Annotated in this window: 16 protein-coding genes and 1 tRNA gene; 8 read left to right on the forward strand and 9 right to left on the reverse strand. The window is 71.8% G+C overall.

Going from position 1 to position 17,141, the window contains the following annotated elements; translation table 11 throughout:
• Positions 1–25: 25 nt before the first annotated feature.
• Positions 26–102 (reverse strand) — tRNA-Thr (locus tag AC0NZQ_RS00190).
• Between the two features lie 68 nt (positions 103–170).
• On the opposite strand from AC0NZQ_RS00190, the gene AC0NZQ_RS00195 reads away from it, so the two are divergent.
• Positions 171–932 (forward strand): hypothetical protein, encoded by a 762-nt coding sequence (locus tag AC0NZQ_RS00195; RefSeq protein ID WP_474527587.1) that lies wholly within the window; start codon positions 171–173, stop codon positions 930–932.
• A gap of 71 nt (positions 933–1,003) precedes the next feature.
• Positions 1,004–1,768, forward strand: coding sequence for a lysophospholipid acyltransferase family protein (locus AC0NZQ_RS00200; RefSeq protein ID WP_474527588.1), 765 nt, complete (start codon positions 1,004–1,006; stop codon positions 1,766–1,768).
• Positions 1,769–1,771: 3 nt separating this feature from the next.
• Here AC0NZQ_RS00200 and rlmB read toward each other — a convergent pair whose 3' ends face one another.
• Genes rlmB through AC0NZQ_RS00215 form a run of 3 tightly spaced genes read right to left on the reverse strand, consistent with a single transcriptional unit; the run spans position 1,772 to position 4,948 of the window.
• Positions 1,772–2,725, reverse strand: a complete 954-nt coding sequence (gene rlmB / locus AC0NZQ_RS00205) for a 23S rRNA (guanosine(2251)-2'-O)-methyltransferase RlmB (RefSeq protein WP_474527589.1) — start codon at positions 2,723–2,725, stop codon at positions 1,772–1,774.
• Complete coding sequence (gene cysS, locus AC0NZQ_RS00210) at positions 2,725–4,095, reverse strand: cysteine--tRNA ligase (RefSeq protein ID WP_474527590.1); 1,371 nt, start codon at positions 4,093–4,095, stop codon at positions 2,725–2,727. Before cysS ends, rlmB begins: the two co-directional genes overlap by 1 nt.
• Before the next feature lie 28 nt (positions 4,096–4,123).
• Complete coding sequence (locus AC0NZQ_RS00215; RefSeq protein WP_474527591.1) at positions 4,124–4,948, reverse strand: helix-turn-helix domain-containing protein; 825 nt, start codon at positions 4,946–4,948, stop codon at positions 4,124–4,126.
• A gap of 102 nt (positions 4,949–5,050) precedes the next feature.
• Between AC0NZQ_RS00215 and AC0NZQ_RS00220 the strand changes: the two genes are divergently transcribed.
• Complete coding sequence (locus AC0NZQ_RS00220; RefSeq protein WP_474527592.1) at positions 5,051–5,803, forward strand: SDR family oxidoreductase; 753 nt, start codon at positions 5,051–5,053, stop codon at positions 5,801–5,803.
• 34 nt (positions 5,804–5,837) lie between these two features.
• Positions 5,838–6,944, forward strand: coding sequence for a trans-sulfuration enzyme family protein (locus AC0NZQ_RS00225; RefSeq protein ID WP_474527593.1), 1,107 nt, complete (start codon positions 5,838–5,840; stop codon positions 6,942–6,944).
• Here the strand turns inward: AC0NZQ_RS00225 and ispF are convergent.
• The 3 genes from ispF to AC0NZQ_RS00240 are packed head-to-tail and all read right to left on the reverse strand — an operon-like array spanning position 6,925 to position 8,592.
• Positions 6,925–7,404 (reverse strand): 2-C-methyl-D-erythritol 2,4-cyclodiphosphate synthase, encoded by a 480-nt coding sequence (ispF, locus tag AC0NZQ_RS00230; protein WP_474527594.1) that lies wholly within the window; start codon positions 7,402–7,404, stop codon positions 6,925–6,927. The two genes, AC0NZQ_RS00225 and ispF, sit on opposite strands and share 20 nt — an antisense overlap.
• Positions 7,401–8,069, reverse strand: a complete 669-nt coding sequence (ispD, locus tag AC0NZQ_RS00235) for a 2-C-methyl-D-erythritol 4-phosphate cytidylyltransferase (protein WP_474527595.1) — start codon at positions 8,067–8,069, stop codon at positions 7,401–7,403. Before ispD ends, ispF begins: the two co-directional genes overlap by 4 nt.
• 31 nt (positions 8,070–8,100) lie before the next feature.
• Positions 8,101–8,592, reverse strand: a complete 492-nt coding sequence (locus tag AC0NZQ_RS00240) for a CarD family transcriptional regulator (RefSeq protein WP_460604623.1) — start codon at positions 8,590–8,592, stop codon at positions 8,101–8,103.
• Positions 8,593–8,846: 254 nt separating this feature from the next.
• Between AC0NZQ_RS00240 and AC0NZQ_RS00245 the strand changes: the two genes are divergently transcribed.
• From AC0NZQ_RS00245 to disA, 3 genes are all read left to right on the forward strand, one after another.
• A complete protein-coding gene (locus AC0NZQ_RS00245) occupies positions 8,847–9,713 on the forward strand; it encodes a copper chaperone PCu(A)C domain-containing protein (protein WP_474527596.1) in 867 nt (288 codons plus the stop codon).
• A 115-nt stretch (positions 9,714–9,828) separates the two neighbouring features.
• Positions 9,829–11,388 (forward strand): DNA repair protein RadA, encoded by a 1,560-nt coding sequence (radA, locus tag AC0NZQ_RS00250; RefSeq protein WP_474527597.1) that lies wholly within the window; start codon positions 9,829–9,831, stop codon positions 11,386–11,388.
• A gap of 34 nt (positions 11,389–11,422) precedes the next feature.
• A complete protein-coding gene (gene disA, locus AC0NZQ_RS00255; RefSeq protein WP_474527598.1) occupies positions 11,423–12,502 on the forward strand; it encodes a DNA integrity scanning diadenylate cyclase DisA in 1,080 nt (359 codons plus the stop codon).
• Positions 12,503–12,506: 4 nt separating this feature from the next.
• Here the strand turns inward: disA and AC0NZQ_RS00260 are convergent, their stop codons facing one another.
• Positions 12,507–13,181 carry a hypothetical protein gene (locus tag AC0NZQ_RS00260; RefSeq protein WP_474527599.1) on the reverse strand — a complete coding sequence of 225 codons (675 nt, stop codon included), beginning with the start codon at positions 13,179–13,181 and terminating at the stop codon, positions 12,507–12,509.
• Between the two features lie 96 nt (positions 13,182–13,277).
• Here AC0NZQ_RS00260 and AC0NZQ_RS00265 point away from each other — a divergent pair, with 96 nt between their 5' ends.
• Entirely contained in the window at positions 13,278–14,174 is an 897-nt protein-coding gene (locus AC0NZQ_RS00265) for an HhH-GPD family protein (RefSeq protein ID WP_474527600.1), read from the forward strand.
• A gap of 287 nt (positions 14,175–14,461) precedes the next feature.
• Here AC0NZQ_RS00265 and AC0NZQ_RS00270 read toward each other — a convergent pair whose 3' ends face one another.
• Positions 14,462–16,975, reverse strand: a complete 2,514-nt coding sequence (locus AC0NZQ_RS00270) for an ATP-dependent Clp protease ATP-binding subunit (RefSeq protein WP_474527601.1) — start codon at positions 16,973–16,975, stop codon at positions 14,462–14,464.
• Between the last annotated feature and the right edge of the window lie 166 nt (positions 16,976–17,141).

A 17,141-nucleotide genomic window follows, 5' to 3' on the forward strand; every position in this document is an offset into this window, starting at 1 on the left:
CATCAACCGAAAGCACACAGAATTCTGGAGCCGCCTGCGGGATTCGAACCCGCGACCAACCGCTTACAAGGCGGTTGCTCTGGCCAGCTGAGCTAAGGCGGCAGGGGGCCAAGGCTACCGCCCGACCGATACCGAGCGGAGTCACATCGGACGCGGTGATGATGCGGGTCATGGCGTTCTCCACCTCGGCGTCGGCCCGACCGCAGCAGCCCGCCGACCTGCTGCGACAAGCCCGCGCCCGCGTCCTGGCCGCGGTCGACGACCCGGTCCCTGCCGAGCCTGCTCCGGTGACCTCGCTCGTCCCGCTGCGCGCCCTGCCCGCCGAGGTCGCGGCCATCGTCGAGCAGCGGCAGCGCCATGGCCTCACCGCCACCGGCAGGGACTTCGACCGGCAGCGCTGGCTCCGCCTCGCCATGCCGGCGGCCGTCCTCGCCGGACCGGCGCTGGCCGCGGCGGTCATCGGCCTGCTCACCGGACACGGCGCCCTCGCGGCGGTGGCCGGGATCGTGACCGTCCTGCTGGTGGTCGTCGCGGTGCTCGGGTCGCGGCACGCCGCCGCCGACCCGCTCTACCTGGGACCGCGGGAGCGCCGGGCCATCGCGGCGGCGAGCTGCTGGCAGCCGACCACCGCCCTGCCGCCGGGGCGCCCGGCCGCGGTACTGGCACAGGCCACCGCCGCCGCACGGCGCATCGTGGCGACCGAGGCGTGGCGCGACGGCCGGCTCGTCGCCGCCGGCGTCGCGCTGCCGCTGGGGGCCGAGCTCGACCGGGTGGAGCGGGCCGCGGCCACCGATACCGCGGTGGATCGGGTCGCGGTGCTGGCCGCCTACGCCGACGTCGTCGAACAGCTCGGCGACTCGCTGCAGCCCGACGACGTCGAGGCGCTGGGGTTCCTGCTCACCTCGCCGCCCGACACGAGCGACCGAAGCTGAGCCTGGTTGCACGCCTCCCCGCGGCACCCGGCACACTACCTACGGTTGCGTAACTTCGTCCGGGAGACCGAGTGAGCCGTCTGCACAAGCCCAAGGCCGGGTTCTGGATCCGACTCTGCGTCGTCATCCTCTATCCGTTGGACGGGCTGCTCTTCAAGATCCGCTGGCGCCATCTGGATCGCATGCCGTCGCCGAAGCAGACCGGCGTGCTCATCGCCATGAACCACATCTCCGTGGTCGACACGGTGCTGATGGCACGCCTGGTCTGGCAAAGCGGTCGCGTGCCCCGCTTCATGATTAAGTCCGGGGTCTTCGACTACCCGGTGATCGGCAAGATCATGAGCGGCGCCGGACAGATCCCGGTCTACCGGGGCACCCGCGACGCCGCCGACTCGCTCCGCGACGCCGTCGCCGCCCTCGAGCGGCACGAGGCCATCGTCATCTACCCCGAGGGCACCACCACGAAGGACCCGGCCGTCTGGCCGATGCAGGGCAAGACCGGCATCGCCCGGCTGGTGCTGCTCGCCCCGGACATCCCGGTCGTCCCCGTCGGCCAGTGGGGCGCGCAGAAGGTCGGCAACCGCGGCCTGCAGAAGCTCGGGCTGAGCCTCAAGCGCCGCACCGCCGAGGCCTCGATCGGCGAGCCCCTGGACCTCAGCCACTGGCGCGGCGCGGAGCCGACGGCGGAGAACCTGCGGGCCATCACGGACGAGATCATGGCCGCGGTCCGCACCCAGGTCGCGACGCTGCGCAACGAGCCGGCGCCGGTCGACTTCTTCGTCCCGACCCGCACCTACGTCGACAAGGGCAAGGCCACGAAGAAGCGCTCGGCCTGACCGTCACGCCTGACGGCGCCGCCGGGCGATCTCGGCGAGCGTCACTGCGGCGGCGACCGAGGCGTTCAGCGACTCCGCGGCCGCGGACATCGGGATCGACACCGTGAGGTCGCAGGTCTCGGCGACCAGCCGGGACAGGCCCCGTCCCTCGGAGCCGACCACCACGACGACCGGCTCGGTGGCGAGCTCGAGGTCGTCCAGCGTGGTCGTGCCGTCGGCGTCGAGCCCGACGACGAAGAGCCCGGCCTCCTTGCACTGCTTCAGCGCCCGCACGATGTTGGTGACCTGCGCGATCGGCAGCCGCGCCGCGGTGCCGGCCGAGGTCCGCCACGCCGTCGGGGTCACCGACGCCGACCGCCGCTCGGGGATGACGACGCCGTGCGCGCCGAAGGCGACGGCCGAGCGGATGACGGCGCCGAGGTTGCGCGGATCGGTGACGCCGTCCAGCGCGACGAGCAGCGGCGGGACCCCGGCCTCGGCCGCCTCGTTGAGCAGATCGGTCAGATCGTGGTATGTGAACGGCGGCACCTGCAGCGCGATGCCCTGGTGCAGGATCCCGCCGGTGCGGCGGTCCAGCTCGGCCCGGCTGACTTCGAGCAGCGCCAGGTTGCGGTCGCTGGCCAGTCGCACCGCCTCGGTCACCCGCTCGTCGGCCTCGATGTTCTGCGCCAGGTAGAGGGCGGTCGCCGGGATACGCGCCCGCAGCGCCTCGGCCACCGGATTGCGCCCCACCAGCAGATCGGAGCCGACGGCGTCCTGCTTCGGCTTGCGCTTGGTCCCGGCGCTCTCGCGGGCGTCGCGAGCCGCCCGCCGCGCCGCGGGGTGACCCTTGCGCTCCTCGGCACGCGGGGTTGGGCCCTTGCCCTCGAGCCCGCGGCGGCGCTGCCCGCCGGAGCCGACCTGCGCCCCCTTTTTCTGCTTGCGGATCGCGCCTCGTCGTTCGGAATTGCCGGCCATCAGCCCACCGTCCAGCGGGGGCCGTCGGGGGTGTCCTCGATGGCGATGCCCGCATCCTTGAGTTGGTCGCGGATGGCGTCCGCGGCCTGGAAGTCCTTGCGTGCCCGAGCGGCCTGCCGCTGTTCGAGCGTCAACCGGACGAGCGCGTCGACGGTGCCGGAGAGGTCGCCGCTCGACTCGTCGGTCCACTGCCGGGGCGAGAGGCCGAGCACCTCGGTCATGGCCAGCACCTCGGCCAGCCGCTGCCGCACCACCTCGCGATCGTCGGAGCGGTTGCCGTCCCGGACCGCCTCGTGCAGCACGGCGAGGGCCGCCGGGACGCCGAGGTCGTCGTCCAGTGCGGCCGCGAACGCCGCCGGCACCTCGCCTGCGACCACCTCGCCGCAGACCTCGCCGGCCCGCTCGACGAAACCCTCGATGCGCCGGTAGGCCGCCGCCGCCTCGTCCAACGACGAGTCACTGAACTCGATGGTCGATCGATAATGCGCAGCGCCGAGGTAATAGCGCAGCTCGACCGCCCGACGCTCCTTGACGATCTCGCGGACCTGCAGCGTGTTGCCCAGCGACTTGCTCATCTTCTCGCCCGCCATCGTGACGAGCCCGTTGTGCAGCCAGTACTGCGCGAAGCCGTCACCGGCCGCCTTGGACTGCGCGATCTCGTTCTCGTGGTGCGGGAAGACGAGGTCCAGGCCGCCGCCGTGGATGTCGAAGGCGGGGCCGAGGTACTTCGTGGCCATGGCCGAGCACTCCAGGTGCCAGCCGGGGCGCCCGTCCCCCCACGGCGTCGGCCAGGACGGCTCACCGGGCTTGGCCGACTTCCAGAGTGCGAAGTCGCGGGGGTCGCGCTTGCGGGCATCGCCGACGGAGTCGCCGGCCGCCTGCATCTCGTCGACCTTCTGCCCGCTCAGCGACCCGTACTCCGGGTAGGAGCGGACGTCGAAGTAGACGTCCCCGTCGGCCACGTAGGCGTGACCACCGTCGATCAGCCGCTGCATGAGGACGATCATCTCGGGGACGTGCCCGGTCGCCCGCGGCTCGTAGGACGGCGACAAGCAGCCCAGCGCCTCCTCGGCGTAGACGAGTTCGCGCTCGTTGCGGAAGGCCAGCGCCCACCACGGCTCGTCCGCGCCGGCGGCCTTGGTGATGATCTTGTCGTCGATGTCGGTGACGTTGCGGACGAAGCTGACCTCGTGACCGCTGTGCGTCAGCCAGCGCCGCAGGATGTCCATGTTGATCCAGTTGCGGACGTGGCCGATGTGCGGCGGTCCCTGGACGGTGAGTCCACAGAGGTAGATCGACGCCTTGCCGGGCTCGAGCGGCTCGAAGAGCCGCGTCGACCTGCGCGCGGTGTCGTAGAGGTGCAGACTCACCCGCACATCGTACGGATCGCGCGACCGCTCACGCCCGGCGCCGCGTGGGCGCCCGCGCCAACTGTGCCAGCACCTCCGCGGTTCCGGTGCCCTCGACTGCGCTGTACACGACCACGAGCTGGCCCGGCGCCGCCGCGACGGAGAGCGTGTCCCACCGCAGCGTCGCCCGTCCCGGCGGCAGGTCGATCCGTTTCGTGCCACTCGTCTTGGCCGCGACATCGCCCCGCGCCCAGAGCTCGGCGAAGAGGCGGCTGCCCAGCGACAGTTCGCCGACGAGCTCGGCGAAGCGGGGGTGGGCGGGATCGGCGCCGGCCAGGCTGCGCAGGTTCGCCACGGTCTCGGCGGCGAGGTCCTCGTAGTCCGGGTAGCGCCCCGGCGTCCGAGGGTCCAGGAAGATCGTCCGCAGCATGTTGCTGCCGGGCGCCAGGTCGAGGCTGTCGTGCAGCGGCAGCCCGGCCTCGTTCACCGCTAGCAGGTCCATGAAGCGGTTCATGACGATCGCAGGCTGCGGCCACGCGGCGATGAGGTCCACCACCTCGGGCGCGGGTGCCGAGTCGTCGAAGCAGACGTCGGCTCGGACGTCGGCCAGCGCGGCGAGGTGGTCGCGGCCGGCGTCGTCGAGGCCGAGCACGTCGCCCAATGCCCGGATTACCGCCGCAGACGGGTTGCGATCGCGCCCGCGTTCGAGGCGGATCAGGTACTCTACGCTGATCCCCGCCAGCCCGGCGACCTCTTCGCGCCGCAACCCCGGCGTGCGCCGCGGACCCACGGTGCGCAGTCCGAGCGACGCCGGGTCGACGCGTTCGCGCCGGGTGCGCAGGAACTCGCCGAGTCCGTTCGGGTCCCTCGCCACCCGGACCACGCTAGCCCGCCGCAGCGGCCGTCGACAGGTAGTGGCGAGACCCCTCTCACCACGGTCTGGCCGCCGGTCCCGTGCCCCGCCACGGTGGGTCGCATGAGAGCTGACGAACCCACCCTGCAGGACCGCATCGCCGTCGTCACCGGGGCGGGGACCGGCATCGGCGCCGCCACCGCCCGCCTGCTGGCCCGCCGGGGAGCCACGGTCGCGCTCCTCGGCCGCCGGGCTGACCGGCTCGTCACCGTCGCCGACGAGACCGGTGGCCTGGCCGTCGCGGCAGACGTCGCCGACCCCGCTGCCCTCGAGGCCGCCTTCGGCCGGATCCACGCCGAGCTCGGCGTCCCGGACCTCGTGGTCGCGAATGCCGGCGCGATGCTGGCGGCGCCATTCACCGCCGGCGCCCGCGACGAGTGGTCCCGGATGCTGGAGGTGAACGTCCTGGGTCTGCTCGACACCGCCCGGCTGGCGACCGACGGACTGCTCGCCGCCGCCGCGGCGGGACGGCCGGCCGATCTCGTCCTCGTCAGCTCGGTCGGCGCGCACCTCGTCATGCCGACCTACGCCGTCTACACCGCCAGCAAGGCAGCGGTGTCCCATCTCGCCCGCACCTTGCGCGCCGAGCTCGGGCCGCAGGGGGTGCGGGTCCGGGCAGTGGAGCCGGGACTCACCGAGTCCGAGCTGGGTCATGACATGGCCTCGGCCGAGAGCCGCGCCGCGCTCGACCGCTTCCGCGCCGAAGTGCCGTCCATCCCGGCGGAGGCCATCGCCGAGGCGATCGCATGGTCGGCCGGGCTCCCCGCCGAGGTGAACGCGGCGTCGCTGGAGGTGCTCCCCACCGTCCAGGGCTGACCGGCGGCCAGGACCGATGCGGCAGAGTGAGGGCGTGGACGAGAAGCTGCGCACCGAATCCCTCGTCGTCTCCGTGGGCCGACCGCACGAGCCGGGGGCCCCGCTCAACGAGCCGATCACACCGGTGTCGGCCTACCGCTTCGACGGCACCGACAACCCCTACGCCCGGCACGCGGTCTCGCCCTCGGTGACCGCCTTCGAGGCCGTCGTCGGCGAGCTGGACGGCGGCCGCGCCCTCGCCTTCGCCAGCGGCATCGCGGCGCTGGACTGCCTGCTCGATCGGCTTCCCGCCGGCGCAACCGTCGTCGTCCCACGCGAGGGGTACGGCGGTTACGTGGGGCTGTACCGGTCCCAGCACGACCTCGGCCGGCTCACCGTGCGACAGGTGGACGTCACCGACCATGCCGCGGTGCGCGACGCCGCCGTCGGCGCAGCACTCGTCTGGGTCGAGACCGTCTCCAACCCGCTGATGACGGTGGCCGACCTGCCGGCGCTCGCCGGCATAGCCCACGACGCCGGGGCGTGTTTCGCGGTGGACGCCACCTTCAGCACGCCGCTGGCCGTCCGCCCGCTCGACCTGGGGGCCGACGTGGTGATGCACTCGGCCACCAAGTACCTCGCCGGGCACTCCGACGTGCTGCTGGGCGTCCTCGTCACCCGCGACGACGAGCTGCTCACCGCCCTGCACGACCGCCGCACGCTGGCCGGCAGCACACCGGGCGTCCTCGAGGCCTATCTCGCCACCCGCGGCGTGCGCACGTTGGCGATCCGCATGGAACGGGCATGGGCCAATGCCGCCGCCCTGGCCGAGCGGCTGGCGGCCCATCCGGCGGTATCGCGGGTGCGCTATCCCGGCCTGCCGAGTCATCCCGGCCACGAGGTCGCCGCACGGGACCACCGCGCCTTCGGTGCCGTGGTCTCCTTCGAGCTCGCCGACGCCGAGGCCGCGGAGCGGGTCTGCGCCTCGGTGCGGCTCGTCACGCACGCCACCAGCCTCGGCGGCGTCGAGTCGACCATCGAACGCCGCGCCCGCCACCCCGGCGACGCCGCCTACGGCACACCGGCGGGACTGCTGCGCCTCTCCGTCGGCATCGAGCACGTCGACGACCTGTGGGACGACCTCAGTCGCGCTCTCGGCTGAGCAACGCGGTCGCCAGCGCCGCCCGCCCCTCGCCCCGGCCGGTGAGTCCCAGGCCGTCGGTCGTGGTGGCCGAGACCGACACCGGCGCGCCTACCACGGCGGTGAGGGCGGCCTCGGCCTCGGCACGTCGCGGCCCCACCTTGGGATCGTTGCCGACCACCTGCACGGCGACGTTGCCGATGCTCCAGCCCGCGGCGCTCAGCAGGCGCACGACCTCGGTGAGCAGGGTGGCACCGGAGGCGTCGGCGAAGCGGGGATCACCGGTGCCGAAGACCGCGCCCAGGTCACCGAGCCCGGCCGCCGACAGCAGCGCATCGCAAGCCGCGTGCGCGGCGACGTCGCCGTCGGAGTGGCCCTCGCAGCCGTCGACGCCCGGCCACTGCAGCCCCGCCAGCCAACAGGGGCGTCCGGGCTGGATCGGGTGCACGTCGACACCGATCCCGGTGCGGAATTCGCTCATGACTGCGCAATCCTGCCCGCGACCGCCTCGGCCACGGCGAGGTCCCAGGGCCGGGTGATCTTGAACGCCTCGTCCGCACCCGGCACGGCGACGACCTTGTGACCCAGCGCCTCGACCAGCGCCGCATCGTCGGTGACCTCGAGGTGCGCCCCGTCGGCATGCGCCCGGACGAGCACGTCGCGCCGGAAGGCCTGCGGGGTCTGTACGGCGACGAGGCTGCTGCGGTCCACCAGACCGGCGAACGATCCGTCGGTGTCGATCCGGCGCACCGTGTCATGGATACCGACGACGGGGATCGCGGCGTCGGCCCCGTCCGAGATCGCAGCCACGACGGCGGTGATGACCTCCGCGGGGACGAAGGGACGGGCGACGTCGTGGACGAGGACGATGTCGACCTCACCCGTCGCGGCGAGGCCGGCCGCGACCGAGGCCTGCCGGGTGGCACCGCCGGCGACGCTGCCCGGCAGGCTGGCGACGCGATCGGCCGGCGCGACGACAACGATCTCGTCGACCGCCTCGTGCGCGAGGAAGCGCTCGGTGGCGTGCGCCAGCAGGGTCTGCCCGCCGACCGCCACGAACGCCTTGGGGACGTCGGCGCCGAGCCGTTGTCCGGAACCCCCGGCAACGAGAATGGCGGCGACGGTCAGTCGACCGTGCGCCGCCATGCTCGAGCGTGGATGTGGTGGGTGGAGAGTGTTACGCGACCGCTTCGGCGAGGACCTCGTCGAGGACGACCTCGGCCTTGTCCTCGTTGGTGCCCTCGGCGAGCGCGAGCTCGCTGGTGAGGATCTGCCGCGCCTTGGCCAGCATGCGCTTCTCGCCAGCGCTGAGCCCGCGGTCACGGTCCCGACGCCAGAGATCGCGGACGACCTCGGCCACCTTGTTCACGTCGCCGGAGGCCAGCTTCTCGCCGTTGGCCTTGTACCGGCGCGACCAGTTGGTGGGCTCCTCGGTGTGCGGGGCGCGAAGCACCTCGAACACCTTGTCCAGCCCCTCCTGGCCGACGACGTCGCGGACGCCGACGACCTCGGCGTTCTCGGCCGGAACCAACACCGTGAGATCGCCCTGGGCGACCTTCAAGCGGAGGTAGGTTTTCTTGACTCCTTGCAGAAGTCGCTCTTCGATCGCCTCGATCAGAGCGGCTCCGTGGTGCGGGTAGACAACGGTCTCGCCGACCTTGAAAGTCATGTGGTAAGGCCCCTTTCGCTCCCTCCAGGGTAACACGCAGCACATCGACCTGACCCGACGAAATTTCCGGGCCGGTGGCCATGCAGGCCCGCAAACACGGGCTTGACAACCGATGTGGCGCCGTTCTGAGCCGCCCGGGACGAGGCGCCGCGAGGCGACCCCCGCACGATCGCTAGGCTGTCAGGTGGCCTGCGACCGGCGCCCACGGCGGACGGCGCGCAACCGATCAAGGCGTGCAGATGCTGGGAGTCGACGTGAGTGCACAGTCCCTCGAGACCGACGTGACGGCGGACGTCCGACGTCGCCGTGGCGGCAACGGCGCGAGCTCGTCGCGCCGGGTTCCGTCCCGCCGCCTGCTGCGCACGGCCGGCCTCGCGGTCACCGCGGTGCTCGCCACCGCCGGCTGCGCCGCGGGTCAGATCGCCCAGACCGCCGACCAGCAGTCCAGCATCGACGGCACCAACCGCACCCTCGGCACGATGGCGCTGCGCGGCGTCCTCGTCGACGCGCCGCCGAGCCTGCGCCCCTTCTACGCCAAGGGCAGCGACGCCGTCCTGAACATCGTGCTGGCGAGCAGCTCCGACAGCAACGACACCCTCACCTCGATCACCTCGTCGGCCGCCGGTGGGTGGGCCTACTTCAGCGACTACAAGGACGCCAACACCGTCCAGCAGGCCTCCGACGGCTCGGCCTCCCCCTCGGCGGCCGCAGCGTCCTCGTCGTCCGCCCCCGAGTCCTCCGAGTCGTCCGAGTCGGCGTCGGCCTCCGGTTCGGACTCCGCGAGCGAGTCGCCGTCTGGCGACTCCGCCTCGAGCGACTCGACCTCCAACGACGGCGCGGAGGGTTCGAGCAACGCCTCGGCCTCCGCCACCGCCACCCCGCTCCCCACCGGCGTCCGGTCGGTGACCATCCCGGCTCAGGGTCGTCTCTCCTCCGGTACCCCCGACGCCGCCGGAGCCATCCTGCTGACCGGGCTCACCAAGAAGCTCTATCCCGGCAACACGATCAACCTGACCTTCACCTTCGCCAAGGCCGGCAGCATCACCGTGCCTGTCCCGGTCGGGCTGGCTGACCTGCCCCGCACGTCGATCTCCGGCAGCAGCGACGAAGGCGGCGAGTGACGACTCGCCCGATCACCGGGTGAGGAGGCCACCGGCCGTTCTTGTCGGTGGTCGGGGCTAGCGTCGCCGCCGTGATCGCTGCTCGCGCCCTGTCGTATCGCCGGACGGCCCGCTGATGGCCAAGGCGACGACTCTCTTCCGCTGTTCGGCCTGCGGTGCCACAGCGGGCAAGTGGTACGGCCGCTGCCCCAAGTGCGGCGAGTTCTCGACGATGGCCGAAGAGGCCGCGGCGCCGCTGCAGAGCGGGCTCCGGGCCAGTGCGCGCTCCAGCGCCCCCACCCGCCCGGCCCGTCCGGTCGGCGACATCGACGCCGACGGTCCACGCGAACGGCTCGCCACCGGGATCGGGGAGTTCGACCGCGTCCTCGGCGGTGGCCTCGTGGCCGGCCAGTTGTGTCTCTGCAGCGGACCGCCGGGGTCGGGCAAGAGCACGCTGCTGCTCGCCGTCGCCGACGCCGTGGCGCGGCGCAGCGGCCGTCCGGTGCTCTACGTCTCCGGGGAGGAGTCCGCCGAGCAGATCGCGTTGCGGGCACGGCGTATCGGCGCCCTCGCGCCCAACCTGCTGTTGGCCGACGACACCGATCTGGGCGCCGTGCTGGGGCATCTGGAGGCGCATCCGGACGCCGCGCTCGCCGTCGTCGACTCGGTGCAGACCATCGCCTCGGCCGACGTGGACGGCCGCGCCGGGGGCGTGACGCAGGTGATGGAGGTCGCGCAGGTGCTGACCCGAGTGGCGAAGTCGCGGGGCCTGCCGATGCTCGTCGTCGGACAGGTCACCAAGGACTCCAGCGTCGCCGGACCACGCGCGCTGGAGCACATCGTGGACACCACGTTGAGCCTGGACGGCGACCGGCACAGCTCGTTGCGCATCCTGCGCTCGGTGAAGAACCGCTTCGGCTCGCTCGAGGTGGCCGCCTTCGAGCAGACCGACGCCGGCATGGCCGAGGTCCCGGACCCGAGCGGTCTGTTCCGCGCGCAGCGCGAAGCCCCTGTCCCCGGCAGCTGCGTCACCGTGACCGTGGAGGGGCATCGCGCGCTGCTGGCCGAGGTCCAGGCGCTGGTGGCGACCACCCACAACCCCAACCCGCGACGCGGCGTCTCGGGCCTCGAGACCGGCCGCTGCGCCATGCTCATCGCCCTCGCCGAGCGGGTGGGTCGCGTCAAGCTCTTCGACAAGGACGTCTTCCTCGCCACCGTCGGCGGCATGCGGCTCGCTGATCCCGCCACCGACCTGGCCGTCTGCCTCGCGGTGTACTCGGCGATCTCGGGCCAGGCCATGCCACTGGACATGCTCGCCGTCGGCGAGGTGACGCTCTCCGGTGACATCCGGTCGGTGCCGCTGCTGAACGACCGGCTGGCCGAGGCGCAGCGGCTGGGCTACGAACGCATGCTGGTGCCGCCCGGCACCCGAGAGCGAGTGAACCGGGCGGCGAAGTCGCGGCTGGTCGAGGTGGGGTCGCTCGCCGACGCCTTCCTGGCCCTGCAGGCACCGCAGCCGCAGCGTGGGCGGCCGGGCACCCCCAAGGCCCGGCTCCGTCCGGTACCGAGCCTGTCGGATGCCGTCACGCCGGCGCCGGCCGCACCAGCGGCCAAGCGGCGCTCGTCCCGCACCCCGGGTCCGCGGGCGACACCGGTCGACGAGTTCGGCAACCCGCTCGAATTTAGACTGACCTGACGGCTACGGTCGTTCGAGCAACCAAGGGGGGTCCATGGCGACGAGCGACTTCGAGGACGGCCTGCGTGGCGTTCTCGCCACCGTCGCGCCGGGAACCCCGCTGCGGGACGGCCTGGAGCGGATCCTGCGGGGCAATACCGGCGCCCTGATCGTCATCGGGTGGGACGACACCGTCGAGCGGCTCTGCACCGGCGGCTTCCCGCTGGACGTCGAGTTCTCCTCCACCCGGCTGCGTGAGCTCTGCAAGATGGACGGCGCGGTCGTCCTCACTGGCGACGGCTCCCGCATCGTCTACTCCGCCACGCACCTCATGCCCGACCCCGCCATCCCGACCGAGGAGTCCGGCACCCGGCACCGGACGGCGCAGCGAGTCGCGTTGCAGACCGGCTACCCGGTGATCTCGGTGTCGCAGTCGATGCGCATCATCAGCCTTTATCTGGGGGACCGCCGCTACGCACTCGAGGGCACCGGCGAGATCCTGTCACGCGCCAACCAGGCCATCGCGACCCTCGAGCGGTACACCTCGCGGTTGGACGAGGTCTCGCAGGCGCTGTCGGCATTGGAGATCGAGGACCTCGTCACCGTCCGCGATGCCGCCGTGGTCTCCCAGCGCCTGGAGATGGTCCGCCGCATCGCCGACGAGATCACCGGTTACGTCGTCGAGCTGGGCACGGACGGCCGGCTGCTCGCCCTGCAGCTGGACGAGCTCATGGCCGGCGCCGAGGCTGACCGCGAGCTCATCGCCCGCGACTACCTGCCCACCGGACGGCGGTCCCGCACCGCCGCCACGGTCCTGAAGGAGCTGAGCGAGCTCTCCGCCGTCGACCTGCTCGACCTCACCCAGGTCGCCCGGGCGATGGGGCTGCCCAGCACCCCGGAGGCCCAGGACAGTGCCGTCAGCCCGCGCGGTTACCGGCTGCTGTCCCGGGTGCCGCGGATGCCCCCTCCCACCCTGGCCCGCATCGTCGAGCACTTCGGCGGGCTGCAGAAGCTGCTCGCCGCCTCGGTCGAGGACCTGCAGGTCGTCGAGGGCATCGGCGAGATCCGGGCGCGAGCGGTCCGCGAGGGCATCTCCCGGCTGGCCGAGGTCTCCATCATCGACCGGTTCAGCTGAACCGTCAGCCGATGGTGAACTGAGCCGCCTTGCCGCTCTTGCCCGAGAGCTGCGAGTACAGGGTGTACGTCCCCGCCGCCACCTGCTGTCTGGCCCCCTTGCAGCCTTCCTGCGAGGTGCGGCCGGACCACGTGATCGTCACGCGAACGGCCTGACCCGGCAGCAGGGTGCGATCGGCGGTGCCGGGCTGGACCTCGCAGTCGTGGCTGCCCCAGACCCGTGACTCGCCGTTGTAGACACGGAGCACGATCTGCTTGTCGGCGAGGTCCTGGACGCAGGGTAGCGACCCGGAGTTCGTCACCTGCAGCGCCAGGACGGGCTTGGCGCCGACCTTGTACCGCGTCTGGCCCACCACGCTCTGCACCGCGAGATTGGCGGTGCGGCACGCGACCGGCACCGCGGAGCTGCGCGACGTCGAACCCGAGGAGGCAGCTCCCGAGGACGAACCCGACGGGCGCGATGTCGAGGACGACGACGCCGGCGGCGAAGTCGGCTGCGGCGACGAGCTGGGCGAGCCCGAGGTCGGGTTCCCGGCGGCCTCGGTGCTGCCGCCGTCGCCACCAGTCACCACGCGCAGGGTGAGGACGACCAGGAGCACGAGCAGCACGGCTGAACCGAGCACGAAGACACGCCGACGCCAGTACACCGAAGGCGGCTGATTTCCGACCGGGGAGAACATGTCGCCCGCCACGGTATCGGCTCATCATGAGCACGCCTCGGCGACTCGCGGTGCGCGCTCAGCGGGTCGGTGCGTCATGGCACGATCGCGGGTGACATGCGCTCCCCCGACCCGCGCGCCACCGCGCCGCACCTCGTCGAGACACTCCTCGAGTGGTACGACGCCACCGCTCGGGAGCTGCCGTGGCGGGATCCGGCGGCGACGCCGTGGTCGGTGCTGGTGAGCGAGGTGATGCTGCAACAGACCCCCGTGATCCGGGTGCTGCCGGTCTGGGCGACGTGGCTGTCCCGCTGGCCCGATCCCGCGTCGCTGGCCGCCGACTCCGCCGGCGAGGCGGTGCGGATGTGGGGCAGGCTCGGCTATCCCCGCCGGGCGCTCCGGCTGCACGCCTGCGCAGTTGCCATCAGCGAACGGCACGGCGGCGTTGTCCCGGACAAGGTCGACGACCTTCTCGCGCTCCCCGGCATCGGCGAGTACACGGCTCGCGCGGTGGCGTCGTTCGCCTTCCGGCAGCGCCACCCGGTCGTGGACACCAACGTCCGGCGCGTCGTGGCCCGCGCCGTGGCCGGAGCTGCCGAGGCCGGGCCCCCCTCGACGACGCGTGACCTCGCCGCCGTGGAGGTGCTCTTGCCCTCGGATCCGGAACGAGCCTCGCGCTTCAGCGTCGCGCTCATGGAACTCGGGGCGCTCGTCTGCACCGCCCGAGGCCCGCGCTGCGAGGAGTGCCCGATCCGGTCGGACTGTGCCTGGCAAGCGGCGGGACGGCCGGCCTGGACCGGCCCGGTCGCCAGGACCCAGAAGTTCGCCGGCACCGACCGCCAGGTCCGCGGACTGCTGATGGGTGTGCTGCGGGGGTCGGACGGGCCGGTCCCCAAGCCGGCGCTGGACCTGGTCTGGCCCGACGATGTCCAGCGCGAGCGCGCCCTCGACACCCTCGTCGCCGACGGCCTGGTCGACCCGCTCCCGGACGGCCGCTACGCCCTCCCCGCCTGACCTCCTGCCCCCGCTCCCCCGCCCCGCCCCCGCTTCCCCGCCTGTCCCCCGCTTCCCTACGCCGAGTGGTCGATTTCGGTGCCCAGTGGTCCCTGGACAGTGACCACTCGGGCGCACAATCGACCACTCGGCAGCCAGCGGCGGGGGCAAGCGCCCCAGGGGGACGCGCCAAGGGGTACGCGCCAAGGGGTACGCGCCCAGGCGGACGCCAAGCCACGGGGGAATGCGAAGGGCCCGCCCGGACATCGTCCGGGCGGGCCCTCGATCAGGTCGAACTGGTGCTGCGGTCAGTCGGCGGAGACCCCGGCGGCCGGGGGCTCGTCCAGCGCCAGCGCGGACGGCTTGGCCTCACCGCGGAAGCTGAACGTCTTCGGACCGTCCTTCTTCATCGGGTCCACCGGCTCGACGTCGACCAGGACGATCTGGCCGGCCTCGAGTTCGCCGAAGAGGATCTTCTCGCTCAACGGGTCCTCGATCTCGCGCTGGATGGCGCGGCGCAGCGGCCGGGCGCCCAGCACGGGGTCGTAGCCCTTCTCGGCAAGGAGGTTCTTCGCCTCCTGAGTGAGCTCGATGCCCATGTCCTTGTTCCGCAGCTGGACATCGAGCCGAGCCAGCATGAGGTCGACGATCCGGATGATCTCTTCCTGCGACAGCTGGTGGAAGACGATGATGTCGTCGATGCGGTTGAGGAACTCGGGCCGGAAGTGCTGCTTGAGCTCGTCGTTGACCTTGGCCTTCATCCGGTCGTAGTTCGACTCGGAGTCGTTGCTGGCCGAGAAGCCCAGGCCGACCGCCTTGGAGACGTCGCGCGTACCGAGGTTGGTGGTGAGGATCAGCACCGTGTTCTTGAAGTCCACGATGCGGCCCTGACCGTCGGTGAGGCGGCCGTCCTCCAGCACCTGCAGCAGCGTGTTGAAGACGTCCGGGTGGGCCTTCTCGACCTCGTCGAAGAGGACCACGCTGAACGGCTTGCGCCGCACCTTCTCCGTCAGCTGGCCACCCTCGTCGTAACCGACGTAGCCGGGGGGTGCACCGACCAGGCGCGACACGGTGTACCGGTCGTGGAACTCGGACATGTCGATCTGGATCAACGCGTCGTCGTCGCCGAAGAGGAACTCCGCCAGCGTCTTCGAGAGCTCGGTCTTACCGACGCCGGACGGGCCGGCGAAGATGAACGAGCCACCGGGACGCTTCGGGTCCTTCAGACCGGCACGCGTGCGTCGGATCGCCTGCGAGACGGCCTTGATGGCCTGCTCCTGGCCGATGACGCGCTTGTGGAGCTCGTCCTCCATGCGCAGCAGGCGGGCGGTCTCCTCCTCGGTCAGCTTGAAGACCGGGATGCCCGTCCAGGTCGCCAGGACCTCGGCGATCTGCTCGTCGTCGACCTCGGCCACGACGTCGAGGTCGCCGGCCTTCCACTCGGCCTCACGCTTGCTCTTCTCGGCAAGGAGGTTCTTCTCCTTGTCGCGCAGCGCCGCGGCCTTTTCGAAGTCCTGCGCGTCGATCGACGATTCCTTCTCGCGACGGACGTCGGCGATGCGCTCGTCGAACTCGCGCAGGTCCGGCGGGGCGGTCATGCGACGGATGCGCATCCGCGCGCCGGCCTCGTCGATGAGGTCGATCGCCTTGTCGGGCAGGAACCGGTCGCTGATGTAGCGATCGGCCAGGCCCGCCGCCGACACCAGGGCGGCGTCGGTGATCGAGATGCGGTGGTGCGCCTCGTACCGGTCGCGCAGCCCCTTGAGGATCTCGATGGTGTGGGCCACGGTCGGCTCCGGCACCTGGATCGGCTGGAAGCGGCGCTCGAGCGCGGCGTCCTTCTCCAGGTGCTTGCGGTACTCGTCCAGCGTCGTCGCACCGATGGTCTGCAGCTCGCCGCGGGCCAGCATCGGCTTGAGGATGGAGGCGGCGTCGATAGCGCCCTCGGCGGCACCGGCACCGACGAGGGTGTGGATCTCGTCGATGAACATGATGATGTCGCCGCGGGTGCGGATCTCCTTGAGCACCTTCTTCAGGCGCTCCTCGAAGTCACCGCGGTAGCGGGAGCCGGCGACCAGGGAGCCGAGGTCCAGCGTATAGAGCTGCTTGTCCTTCAGCGTCTCCGGGACCTCGCCCTTGACGATGGCCTGCGAGAGGCCCTCCACGACGGCGGTCTTGCCGACGCCGGGCTCGCCGATGAGCACCGGGTTGTTCTTGGTGCGGCGGCTGAGCACCTGCATCACGCGCTCGACCTCCTTCTCACGCCCGATGACCGGGTCGAGCTTGCCCTCGCGGGCAGCCTGCGTGAGGTTGCGGCCGAACTGGTCGAGCACCAGGCTCGTCGACGGGGTCGCCTCGGCGGCGGTCCCGGCCGGCTCCTTGCTCTGGTAGCCGTTGAGCAGCTGGATGACCTGCTGGCGGACCTTGTTCAGGTCGGCGCCCAGCTTCACCAGCACCTGCGCGGCGACGCCCTCACCCTCGCGGATGAGGCCGAGCAGGATGTGCTCGGTGCCGATGTAGTTGTGGCCGAGCTGCAGGGCCTCGCGCAGCGAGAGCTCCAGCACCTTCTTGGCCCGCGGCGTGAACGGGATGTGCCCGCTCGGCGCCTGCTGACCCTGTCCGATGATCTCCTCGACCTGCTGGCGCACGGCGTCCAGCGAGATGCCGAGTGATTCGAGAGCCTTGGCGGCCACGCCTTCACCCTCGTGGATCAGCCCGAGCAGGATGTGCTCGGTGCCGATGTAGTTGTGATTGAGCATCCGGGCCTCTTCTTGGGCCAGGACGACTACGCGCCGTGCGCGGTCTGTGAACCGTTCGAACATCAGGCAGCTCCTTCCGCGCCGATTGCCGCTGGGGTCCAACTGTAGTCCGCATCGCACGCGGACCGGCGGCTGTGCCCTGGTTCGGACGAACCGGCGGGCACCCGTCCACCCGGTCTTCGGGGTGAACACCCGTTCCAACGACGGGGGCGCACGATTTGCTCCGGGG

The sequence above is a fragment of the Jatrophihabitans sp. sgz311053 genome (assembly GCF_056135305.1).

Coding starts and splice junctions, on each gene's coding strand:
- AC0NZQ_RS00270 (WP_474527601.1), bottom strand. CDS start 16,975: ATGTTCGAACGGTTCACAGACCGCGCACGGCGCGTAGTCGTCCTGGCC.
- AC0NZQ_RS00260 (WP_474527599.1), bottom strand. CDS start 13,181: ATGTTCTCCCCGGTCGGAAATCAGCCGCCTTCGGTGTACTGGCGTCGG.
- radA (WP_474527597.1), top strand. CDS start 9,829: ATGGCCAAGGCGACGACTCTCTTCCGCTGTTCGGCCTGCGGTGCCACA.
- disA (WP_474527598.1), top strand. CDS start 11,423: ATGGCGACGAGCGACTTCGAGGACGGCCTGCGTGGCGTTCTCGCCACC.
- ispF (WP_474527594.1), bottom strand. CDS start 7,404: ATGAGCGAATTCCGCACCGGGATCGGTGTCGACGTGCACCCGATCCAG.
- AC0NZQ_RS00265 (WP_474527600.1), top strand. CDS start 13,278: ATGCGCTCCCCCGACCCGCGCGCCACCGCGCCGCACCTCGTCGAGACA.
- AC0NZQ_RS00220 (WP_474527592.1), top strand. CDS start 5,051: ATGAGAGCTGACGAACCCACCCTGCAGGACCGCATCGCCGTCGTCACC.
- ispD (WP_474527595.1), bottom strand. CDS start 8,069: ATGGCGGCGCACGGTCGACTGACCGTCGCCGCCATTCTCGTTGCCGGG.
- AC0NZQ_RS00195 (WP_474527587.1), top strand. CDS start 171: ATGGCGTTCTCCACCTCGGCGTCGGCCCGACCGCAGCAGCCCGCCGAC.
- rlmB (WP_474527589.1), bottom strand. CDS start 2,725: ATGGCCGGCAATTCCGAACGACGAGGCGCGATCCGCAAGCAGAAAAAG.
- AC0NZQ_RS00240 (WP_460604623.1), bottom strand. CDS start 8,592: ATGACTTTCAAGGTCGGCGAGACCGTTGTCTACCCGCACCACGGAGCC.